This is a genomic window from Mucilaginibacter sp. (genome assembly GCF_028288225.1).
GTDB lineage: Bacteria > Bacteroidota > Bacteroidia > Sphingobacteriales > Sphingobacteriaceae > Mucilaginibacter.
Genome location: NZ_JAQBOC010000051.1, coordinates 91,646 through 103,037 on the forward strand (window position 1 = coordinate 91,646; position 11,392 = coordinate 103,037).

7 protein-coding genes are annotated in these 11,392 nt (G+C 42.3%); 6 read left to right on the plus strand and 1 reads right to left on the minus strand.

Annotation, left to right across the window (positions count from 1 at the left end):
- The first annotated feature begins 91 nt into the window (after positions 1–91).
- The 5 genes from JWQ54_RS15915 (at position 92) to JWQ54_RS15935 (ending at position 9,264) form a co-directional block, all read left to right on the plus strand.
- On the plus strand, positions 92–6,502 hold the full coding sequence (locus JWQ54_RS15915; protein ID WP_299586576.1) for an alpha-2-macroglobulin family protein: 6,411 nt from the start codon (positions 92–94) through the stop codon (positions 6,500–6,502).
- 234 nt (positions 6,503–6,736) lie between these two features.
- Entirely contained in the window at positions 6,737–7,156 is a 420-nt protein-coding gene (locus JWQ54_RS15920; protein ID WP_299586579.1) for a hypothetical protein, read from the plus strand.
- 11 nt (positions 7,157–7,167) lie between these two features.
- Entirely contained in the window at positions 7,168–7,815 is a 648-nt protein-coding gene (locus JWQ54_RS15925; RefSeq protein WP_299586582.1) for a hypothetical protein, read from the plus strand.
- On the plus strand, positions 7,785–8,570 hold the full coding sequence (locus JWQ54_RS15930; RefSeq protein ID WP_299586584.1) for a sensor histidine kinase: 786 nt from the start codon (positions 7,785–7,787) through the stop codon (positions 8,568–8,570). Before JWQ54_RS15925 ends, JWQ54_RS15930 begins: the two co-directional genes overlap by 31 nt.
- A gap of 40 nt (positions 8,571–8,610) precedes the next feature.
- Positions 8,611–9,264 carry a response regulator transcription factor gene (locus tag JWQ54_RS15935; RefSeq protein ID WP_299586587.1) on the plus strand — a complete coding sequence of 218 codons (654 nt, stop codon included), beginning with the start codon at positions 8,611–8,613 and terminating at the stop codon, positions 9,262–9,264.
- A 68-nt stretch (positions 9,265–9,332) separates the two neighbouring features.
- On the opposite strand, the gene JWQ54_RS15940 is transcribed toward JWQ54_RS15935, so the two are convergent.
- Positions 9,333–11,087, minus strand: coding sequence for an ABC transporter ATP-binding protein (locus JWQ54_RS15940; protein ID WP_299586589.1), 1,755 nt, complete (start codon positions 11,085–11,087; stop codon positions 9,333–9,335).
- 107 nt (positions 11,088–11,194) lie between these two features.
- Here JWQ54_RS15940 and JWQ54_RS15945 point away from each other — a divergent pair.
- Positions 11,195–11,392, plus strand: a 198-nt coding sequence (locus tag JWQ54_RS15945) for a hypothetical protein (RefSeq protein ID WP_299586592.1), incomplete at its 3' end; no start/stop codon positions are given.

Below are 11,392 nucleotides of genomic sequence, written 5' to 3' on the forward strand. Positions count from 1 at the left end.
CGAATAATCATAAAAAATAAATTCGCTTTATGGAAATCTCCCAGACGCTGCATCTATATTGCATTGATAAAATCCCTTCACCTGAAAATATATGTCATTAAAATTTTATAAAATCCTCAAATACCTGTTTGTTATAAGTCTACTTGTTTGTGTTAATACCGGCTATGCCCAGGATAAATATGAAAGGCTTGGCTTCCGGATTGATTCATTAGCAAATGTTGGCTTACCAAAATCGGCGCTTAAGGAGGTAGATAAGCTGGATGCCATGGCCCGGGCTGATAAAAATGCGCCTCAACAGGTAAGGGCAGTGATATACCGGATGACTTTCCAATCGTATCTCGAGGAGAATGCGCTGGTTGCCATTATTACCCGGTTAAAGGTAGATATCGACAAGGCTGATTTCCCGGTTAAGCCGGTGCTGCAATCGCAGCTGGCGCAGATGTACCGGGAGTATTACAAGGAAAACCGCTACCGCTTTGGCCAGCGCACTAAGCTGGAGAAACAGGATGTAGATTTCCGTAACTGGGACATCCAAACTGTAATTAATGAAACCAGCCGCATGTATGCGCTTTCGCTACAGGATGCGCTAAAGGAACAAAATACCCCTGTAGGTGTACTTGACGGGGTTTTGGAAGGCGATAAAGAAACCCGCTACCTGCGGCCAACTTTATATGATTTGCTAGTGCAACGGGCCTTTGATTTCTACCTTTCGGACGAGGCGGCTATTAACAAGCCCCGGCTGCCGTTTACATTGAATGACCCGCGTTTTTTTAGTGACAGTCGCACCTTTGCCGGTTTGGATATTAAAACCACCGACACAGTCTCAACCCTTTACAAAGGCATCAAATTTTTGCAGCAGGCCACGCTTTTCCACCTCGAAAAAAACAACCGCGAAGCGTTGGCCGATATCGATATAAAACGGCTTGGCGTATTGTTTGCCCAAGGCAGTATTACGGGGAAGGATTCGCTGTATATAAAAGCGCTACGGCAAGTAGCTGATAATTTTTCAACAAACCCTATTAGCGCTGAGGCATTGGTGCTGATTGGTGATTATTATAAACAGCAGGACAGCCTGGTTATGGCACATAGCTATTTAAAAAAAGCGACAACACTATACCCCAAAAGCCATGGCGGCAAAGCTGCAGCACGCATGGTGGCCGAAATTGAAGATAAATCGCTTTCGGCCATGGTTGAGACTGTCAACGTGCCCGGCAAGCCGTTATTGGGCTTGGTAAGCTACACCAATGTAACCGAAGCCAAACTCGCGATATATCAATTAACTGCTGCGCAGGTAAAAAAGCTGGGCGGTAAAAGTAATTGGCACAAAGTTACCGAGGTATCACCCAATGCCGGTGTATTAAAGCAATTGCAGCAAATGCACCCCGTGCAGGAACAGCAACTGGCATTACCTGGGACAAAAGACTATCGCCCACACAGCGCCGAGTTTAAAATAGATGCGTTACCCATTGGCGATTATATTGTTTTGGTGAATGACGCAAAAGCAGCCAACGACCGGATGGCGGCAATAACCGGTTTTAAGGTTACTCATCTGTCATATACAACCCGGGGAAACCCCGGCGGCAAAACCGAGATGCGGATTGTTGACCGCGACAGCGGCGCACCTTTGACAGGTGTAAAGATTACCTTATTGCGCACCGGCTACATAAAGAATAAGGAAGTAACAACCGCCGTTTTAACCGGGCTTTCGGATGCTGATGGCAAATATACTTTTGACGTTAGAAAAAGCGAGCAATATCATATTAGCTTGTCGTATAAAAATGACAGTTACAGCGATGACCAGGACGAGTTTAACGTACCTGAGCCCAACTACGGCTACAACAGCGGCAACCAGGTTAACACTATATTTTTTACGGACAGGCAATTATACCGCCCCGGCCAAACCATTTATTTTAAGGGACTGGCAGTTAGCACCAGCAATGGCAAAAACACCATAATGCCCGGTGAAAGTGAGGACGTAAAACTGCGCGATATGAATGACAAGGTTATAGGCGAACTCACCTTAAAAACCAACGAATTCGGCTCAGTGCAGGGCTCGTTTATTGTCCCGCAGAGCATTACAGCGGGCAATGTTTCAATAGGGACTTTGAAGGGCCGGGCATACGTGCGGGTTGAGGAATATAAGCGGCCAACTTTTCAGGTCACGTTTTTGCCGGTTACAGCCACCTACCGTTTTGGCGATTCGGTAAAAGTGAAAGGAAAGGTAATGGCTTTTTCGGGTTATGGCATATCAAATGCTAAAGTAGCTTACCACGTCACCAGCCGGGCAATGCCAATATATGATGAGAGCTTTTCAAAAAATCGCAATATAGGGTCAATTTGGTCGCGAAACGAAGAAGTTGCCACTGATACTATCCAAACGAACGATAAGGGTGAATTTGAAGTCAGGTTTAAAGCAATGGGAGATACGGCAAAGGTTGTCGCTTATCCATTTGATTATTCGGTTTATTTTTCAGTAAACGCCGACGTTTCCGATGCTTCGGGCGAAACGCAAAGCGCTTCCACCTCAATACAGGTAAGTACGAAAGAGATTGAGATTGTTACTACAATCCCCAAAAAACTGGCAGTTGCGGACAATGCCATCATCCCCATAAAACTTAACAATGCAAACGGGCAGCCGCAAAAGGGAACGGTTACAATAAAAATTTACAACATAAAACAGCCGCAACAGTATATTAAAACCCGTGTTTGGCAAACGGGCGACCAATTTATTTTAACGACGGATGAATTTAAAAAAGCATTCCCGGCCTATGCCTGGAAGGGCGACGACGATCCTTATAAAATGCCGGTGTTAGATAAAATAAGCGAAGCAAAAATTACCGCCGACAGCGCCGCCGCTATGCTGGATTTGAGCATCTTGAAAAAACAGCCGGCAGGGATATATAAAATTGTTATTAATGCCCGTACCAATAAGGGCGATACATCATATTTAAACCAGTTTATACAGGTATTGTCCAAAGCAACGCCCACCTTAAAAACCGAAGACGGAATGCCGCTTACAACCTATGTAAAACCGGGCGCACAGCTCGAGTATTTAATTGGTATAGATAAGCCGTCGCATGTGTTGATGGAAACTTATGACGGGCCGCGGCTACTTTCGTCGAAGTGGATTGTGCTGATTGGGCCATTTCAGCAAACCGTAAAGGTTGATGTGCCGGCTACGGAGAAAAACACGCTTGCGGTACAGTTTTTAACAGTGAATGATAACCGAATGTACCGCTTTTACAACCAGGTAAAAGTAACCGACACGGTTAAAAAACTCGATGTGCGTTTCATTACCTACCGGAACAAACTGCAGCCCGGCGAAAAAGAACAATGGAAACTGCAAATAACCGGGGCCGATGAAAAGAACGTTGCCGAGATGTTAGCTACCTTATACGATGCATCGCTGGATGATATTGCCCCGGCACAATACTGGCGCACAGATTACAGCAACAATGCGCCATATACCCCCGATTATTACATTTGGGTTGATGAAGCGTTCGCCAGCGAATCGGAAGCAAATACCAATGAAGGGCAGGATGTAACGTTGCACATGCCTGCCGATATAGTGTACGAGCAGCTGAATTTATTTGGCTATGATTATTATGGCGGCGACAATAACGGCTACAACAGCTATCTGGAACAGGTAAAAGAGTACCTTGCCGACCAGAAAGCCGATAAAAAGCTGGCTGGTGAGTATTTTAAAAATGCGTCGCTGGTGAAAAATGGCTATGATATAAGCGGAAAGGTGTTGTTTAATGGGCGCATCCTGGGCGGGGTAAAAATCACCATTAAAAATACCAGGATAAGCACACGTTCAAACTCAAAAGGGTATTTTAAAATTAAAGTGCCGGTAAATGGCATCCTTGTTTTTAGCCGGGAACCTTTCCGTGTCAGAGAAATTAGAACCAAAGCAGTGATGCAAATAACTGTAGAGTTCGGGCGCGATTATAACGGGCCTGTACTTGAAGAATTGAAAGTTGCAGACCCGGGAGTTAAATCATTAAAGGCAGATAAAAATGCTGAAGTACTTTATGGCAACAGTGTTGCACAATCAACCAATGGGTATTTAAAATTCCCGCCGCCGGTCCTTAAAGCGGATATGGAGGTAAAAGCTAACAGATATATCGGGGCGGGGGATTATATTTACAAAAGTAAGCCTGAAAAACCCATCACCATCCGTAAAAACTTCAGTGAAACCGCGTTCTTTTACCCGCAGCTGCACACGGATGAAAAAGGACAGATCCTGATTGATTTTACCATCCCTGAAGCGCTTACCCGCTGGAAATTCCGTGGTCTTGCGCATACAAAGGAGCTGCAAACCGGCTACATTGAAAATGAAGTTGTTACCCAAAAACAACTGAGCATAAGCGCCAATATGCCGCGTTTTTTGAGGGAGGGGGATACTATTGCGGTATCTGCCCGTTTGGCTAATCTGGCTGATAAAACATTAAAAGGTACTATTAAAATGCAGCTGTTTAATGCCTTAAATATGCAGCCGGTAAATTTGTTTATTACTAAGGCAGATGCAGAGCAGCAATTTGAAATTGCAGGCAGCACTAATAAAGCTGTTACTTTTCAATTCGCAATCCCTGCCGGATTGGATGCGCTGACCTACCGCCTCATTGCTGATGCCGGTCAATTTACCGATGGCGAAGAGAATACCCTGCCGGTACTTCCAAACCGGATGCTGGTTACTGAATCAATGCCGATGATGGTGCGTGCCGGACAAACCCGCAATTTTACTTTTGATAAGCTGGTAAACCAAACCAGCACGACCCTGCAAAACAAAACTTTAACGCTGGAGTACACGCAAAACCCGGCATGGTATGCGGTGCAGGCTTTGCCTTATATAATGGAGTTTCCGTATGAATGTTCGGAACAAACGTTTACTCGATACTACGCAAATAGTTTGGCTACCAGTTTGATTAATAAGCTGCCTGCCATTAAACAGGTGTTTGATCAGTGGAAAAATACCAACAGTACCGAACTGCTCTCGAACCTTGAAAAGAACCAGGAGCTGAAATCAACATTAATTGAAGAAACACCGTGGCTGCGGGACGCTGTTAATGAATCGGAACAGAAAAAACGGATCGCACTATTGTTCGACCTTAATAAAATGAGCGACGAGCTAAGGATCAATTTAGAAAAACTGCAAAAGATGCAATTGCCTGATGGCGGTTTCCCATGGTTTGGCGGCGACAGGTCCGACCGTTTTATAACCCAGCACATATTGGAGGGCATAGGTGAGTTGTATCATTTAAATATTAATGACGACAAGAACCTGGAAGCCATAGCGAACAACGCGCTGAAATATGCGGATGAGCAATTAATAACAACTGATAAACAACAAAAGAAAAACAAAGGCTATGCAACCCGGCAGCTTGATGCCATAGAGATCCATACCTGGTTTACCCGCAGTTATTTTTTAAATAAACCAATGGATAGCGGCTTAAAAACTTTGCTTGCGGATTACTTAACCCGCGCAACGGCACAGTGGACCCAGCGCAATGTTTATGAGCGGGGAATGATTGCCTTAACCATGCAGCGGTATAAAAAGCCCAATATAACTATGCAGATAGAGCGTTCCCTTTTAGAAACCGCGCAACAAAGTGACGAGATGGGGATGTATTGGGCGAAAAATCAGCGGGGGTATTATTGGTACCAGGACCCGGTGGCAACGCAGAGCCTAATGATAGCGCTATTTACAGAAGCCGGCAATAACGCCAAAGCGGTTAACGAAATGAAGATCTGGCTGCTGCGCAATAAACAAACCAGCAACTGGAAAACTACTACGGCTACAGCTGCTGCCTGCTATGCTTTGTTATTGCAGGGTAATGACCTGCTTAAAGATAACGGAGCATCGGCAATTAAGATCGACGGAAAACCACTGGAAGAATTAAAGCCCGGCATTAAAGCCGATGCCGGAACTGGCTATCTTAAAACTACCTGGGTTGACGAACAGGTTAAGCCATCGTTAGGAAAAATCGAAATAAAGAATAACAGCGCCAATATTAACTGGGGGGCGGTGCATTGGCAATATCTGGAGAATTTGGATAAGATCATATCGGCACAAACAAATATACAGCTGGAAAGAAAATATTATATCCAAAAGCAAACCGATGCCGGGGCAGTATTGCTTGCTGTTGATGCCACGCATCAGCCCAAAACCGGAGATTTACTAAAAGTGGTAATAAACCTCAAAGCTGACCGCGATTTTGAATATGTACAATTAAAAGATCTGCGGCCCTCCGGAACCGAACCGGTTGAAGCTTTATCAGCTTATAAATACCAGGATGGCTTATACTATTACCAGGTAACTAAAGATGTGGCTACCAACTTTTTTATAAGTTACCTTATCAAGGGCAGCTATGTATTTGAATACCAGCTGCGGGTAGCACAGCCGGGAGATTTTTCTACCGGTATAACCACTATCCAAAGCATGTATGCGCCTGAATTTAATGCACACTCAAATGGGGGCAGGATAATTATAAGGCCTTGATAAGGCCCAAAAAGCTAATATTTTCACTCCGTAGTAGCACGGAATTTAATGCGTAAAACTACGCGATGTTTTATTGCCAAAAAGTTGCAACTTATCATTTGTATCTGATAATGAATTTGTTACATATTTTTTAAATCGAAAATAGTTTGCGGTGCATTTTGGGCCGATTGAAATAATAACTTATAAATATTAGTTTTATAAAAATTTATTACTAAAAACCTAAAAATTTAAACAATGGAAAACTCGAAAAAACCTGATCTTCTAACCGGCAAAGAAGGAGAAGAGTGGGACCTGGAATTATCTATAAGCTGGGCAAAAAACCACAGGGACAGGCATCCGCATGAACCGCATTCACATTTTTTTGGTAAAGAAATACTGGAAAAAATATTGAGTCAGGCGGGTTGTGTAGGTCTGCGTTTTCATAACGCACACAGCAAAGCCCATAATGAAAATGGCGGCGAAAGACACCTTATAATAACAGGCGTAACAGCTGATGGTCATGATATGCTTAATACAGCCTCGGCTCAAAAACTATCAAAAACTGAAATGAAAACAGTAACAGCTTTTGATGTGGTAGCACAACAATCCACACCATGCCCTGGTTCGCCTGGATGCCCTAAAACCGCAATGTCGGCACAAGCGTCTGAACTGTAATAAAATAACTTATGTCTGCAGCTTCCTTTCTAAATATTTTTTCTATTATATCAGGATGTCTTCCGGTTATAGCAGCATTATACAATTACAAGAACCTGGATAAAGTATTAAGAATAGCAGCAGCATTTTTCCTGGTGTCATTTTTGGTTGATCTGGGGCTTTTTTTGACAATGAACCTGATTGTACGTAATAATTATCCAATCCTGCGCATTTTTATATTAATTAGTATGTTGTTTTTTACGGCAATTTATTACTACGCATTTATTAAAACAACCCTCCAAAAAACAATCGTAATATTGGGTTTAACAGCCTTTCTTATCTCCATATTTAATTTGTTTTTTGTAGAAGGCATTTGGGAATATCCTTCAATAGCCAATACTATTTTAAGTGTATTGCTTATTTGCTTTTCATTAGCGTATTTTTATCAACTGTTAAACAGGCAGGAATTTATACATATTGAAAAACAAGGTTTGTTTTGGGTAAATGCGGGGGTGTTATTTTATTATGCGATAAATACCTTTTTGTTTATGCTTTTTAAACAATTGTTAAATACCCACCAGGAAGGGTATTATATGATTAACAATGTAACCAATATTATCGCTAACATTTTATTTACAGTAGGACTGCTTTGCAAACCACAGCTCCAGAAAACGACCTGATCCCGGTATTAATTACAGGAACGCTTGTAATTGTTATACTTATTGGCTTTTTATTCTTTTTCGTAATCATCTATCAACGGAAAATGATAAAGAACCAGGTAGATCTGCGCAAGCTGCATGATGAAAAACAAATAGACCTGCTGAACGCTGTTTTTGAAACACAGGAAAGCGAACGCAAACGCCTGGCCGAAGACCTGCATGACAGTGTTGGTCAGGTGTTATCAGCCATAAAGCTTAACCTGCACCGGCTTGATAAAACCGCCGTTGGCCAGGAGAAGGAGCCATTGCTGGCTGATACCCGCAAGCTAACTGATGAGTGCATCCTGGAGATCCGCAATATTATACATAATGTGCTGCCCCCTGTTTTAACAGATTATGGGCTAAAAGAAGCACTGGAGGGATTGTGTTTAAAATTTGAGCAAAATACCGGCGTTAAGGTTCATTGTAAAAATAACCTTGATGACGTAAGATTAGCGCCAGAAATTGAGCTGGCGTTTTACAGGATTGCGCAAGAACTGTTTAACAACGTGATTAAACATTCAGAAGCTACCATTATTCACTTAACTATTACCAAAGACGCCGGGGAGCTGATAATGGAATTTAAAGATAATGGCAAAGGATTTAATATAAATGAAATTAAACACGGTTTTGGACTCAAAAACCTCGAAAGCCGTGTTCAACTCATTAACGGTGAGATAAATGTATATACTAAACCCAGGAACGGTACCATTACAATTATTAGAGTAATAGTATAACTACTGATTATAACTATATTTATTGACTTTTATTTAAATCATGGGAAGAATCAAATTAGCCATTGCGGATGACCATAAGATTTTCAGGAATGGTTTAAAAGCTACCCTGGAAGATTGTGCCGACTTTGATTTAGTATTGGAGGCATCAAACGGCAAACAGCTGCTTGGGATGCTTACCGATATTACACCCGATGTAATATTGATGGATATTAAAATGCCCGAAATGGACGGCATACAAACCACAAACCTTGTTAAACAAAAATATAAGCATATAAAGGTGCTTGCCCTCTCCATGTTTAACGAGGACAAGTATATTGTGGATATGATGAAAGCGGGCGCATCAGGCTATTTGCTAAAAAATGCCGAGCCCGAAGAGATCATTGAGGCCATATCAACCGTTTTTTATAAAGATTACTACTTTAACGAACACCTTTCAATAACGCTGATTAAGCAGCTGGCAGGTAATAACCAACCCGGCAATGCCGCACAATCCCTGGCTGATTTTAACGAACGTGAAATAGAAGTTTTGCGACTGGTTTGCCAGGAATACTCCAACCAGGAAATTGCCGATAAGATCTGCTTAAGCATCCGCACCGTTGAAGGCTATCGCGCGCGCTTATTTGAAAAAACCCGGTCAAAAAACCTCGTGGGCCTGGTTATCTTCGCTATAAAAACTGGGATTATTGATGTTTAGTCTTAAGTTCGAAGTCGAAAGTCTTGAGTCTGAAATTACTTTTGACTTAAGACTCAAGACTACCAACTTTATACTTCCACACTAACCTTCTCGCCTATCTGCTGGCGCCACATGGCGTAATACAATCCTTTTTGGGCGATAAGGTCAAAGTGCTTGCCAGCTTCAATGATGTTACCTTTTTCCAGCACATAAATATTATCGGCATGCATAATGGTCGACAGGCGATGAGCTATTAATATGGTGATGTGATTATCAAGTACAGATACATCGCGGATAGTTTCGGTGATCTCCTCCTCGGTGATAGAATCCAACGATGAGGTAGCTTCATCAAACACTAAAATATCGGGTCTGCGCAGCAGGGCACGGGCAATTGACAATCGCTGTTTTTCACCGCCGGACACTTTTACACCGCCCTCGCCAATAACAGTGCTCAGGCCTTTATCTGCCCGTGCCAGCAGGCTTTGGCAGGCTGCACGCTCCAATACGTCCATACATTCTTCATCAGTAGCACCCGGGCGAACGAATAGCAGGTTTTCTCTTATCGAACCTGAGAACAATTGGGTATCCTGTGTTACAAAGCCGATCTTTTCACGTAGCTGGTCAAGGTCAATTTCTTTGCTTAGGATGTTGTTGTATAAAATATCGCCCTCTAATGGCTGATAAAGTCCAACCAGCAATTTAACCAACGTGGTTTTTCCTGATCCTGAAGGGCCCACAAAAGCAATGGTTTCGCCCGTGTTAGTTTCAAAGCTGATATTATTGAGCGCGTTGCGATTGGCGGTTAAATGCTTAAAGCTAACATTATCAAAAGTGAGGGTTTTAACCTTTTCAAGCAATACCGGCTTTTCGGGCTTTTTGTCAATAGGTGTGTTTAATATCCCGGTGAAATTCCCCAGCGACACCTCTGCTTCACGCCATGAAAGAATCACATTGCCAAGTTCCTGCAAAGGGTTGAACAAAAAGAACGAGTAGAATAAAAAGCTAAAATATTGTCCCGGCGAAATGGTGTTCTGGAAAATAAGCAACAGCAAAACTACCACCATCACGCTCCTTACAAAATTCACCGTTGTGCCCTGAACAAAGCTCATGCTGCGTACATATTTTACTTTTTTAAGCTCAAGTCCCAGTATTTTATAAGTAGTATTATTTAGGCGCTCAATTTCCTGTTTTACCAAACCAAGACTTTTAACCAATTCAATATTTCTTAATGATTCTGTAGTAGACCCCGCAAGGGCTGTGGTTTCAGATACGATCCGCTTTTGGATAGTCTTTATTTTACGGCTCATGGCCATGCTTACAAACGTAATTATCGGGATAGCGGCAAAATAAACAAGCGTTACTTTATAACTTACATGTACAGAATACACAATTACAAAAACCATCCCGATAAGGCTCACGAACAAGATGCCGATAAATGAGGTAATAAACTTCTCGCAGTCTAAACGCACCTTTTGCAAGATGCCAAGCGTTTCGCCGCTGCGCTGATCTTCAAATACCTGGTACGGGAGCTCTAATGAATGGGTTAAACCATCGGCATACATTTCTGCACCTACTTTTTGGGTAATGATATTGGTAAAATAATCCTGGAAGTTTTTTGCTATGCGCGATACCATTGCAACGCCAATTGCCATACTTATCAATACTATTATGTTATGAATGTATTGATCATAATGCAGTGTGGTGCGTTTTTCAATCACCTCATCAACAATGCGGCCGGTAATGTAGGGATCGAGCAGTGAAAAACCAATGTTTAATGCCGCCATAAGCAGTGCAAGCGCAACAACCCAGCGGTGTTTTGACAGATATGATAAGAGAATCTTCATTCGTTAATATACAATTTTCACAAAAATAAAAAAAGCGAACGGCTAAGCACCTCATTCACTTTAATTTGACATTTGGACTATTTTAGGGCTATACCCGATTCTCATCTTTGTTTCATACAATTCCCGCACCGGGGGCTCAGGCAATACCATTAAGTTTAGAATTCTGCTTCCCTCCTTACCGCTTGGTGATTGTTGCGCAACTAGATAAGTCAGCAATGGCTAAAATTAAGTTCTTTGAAATATTGATTAAAATATTGGTTTTTAGTATATTAGGCTATGCAAGGGAAAAAGACGCATCAGGAAAG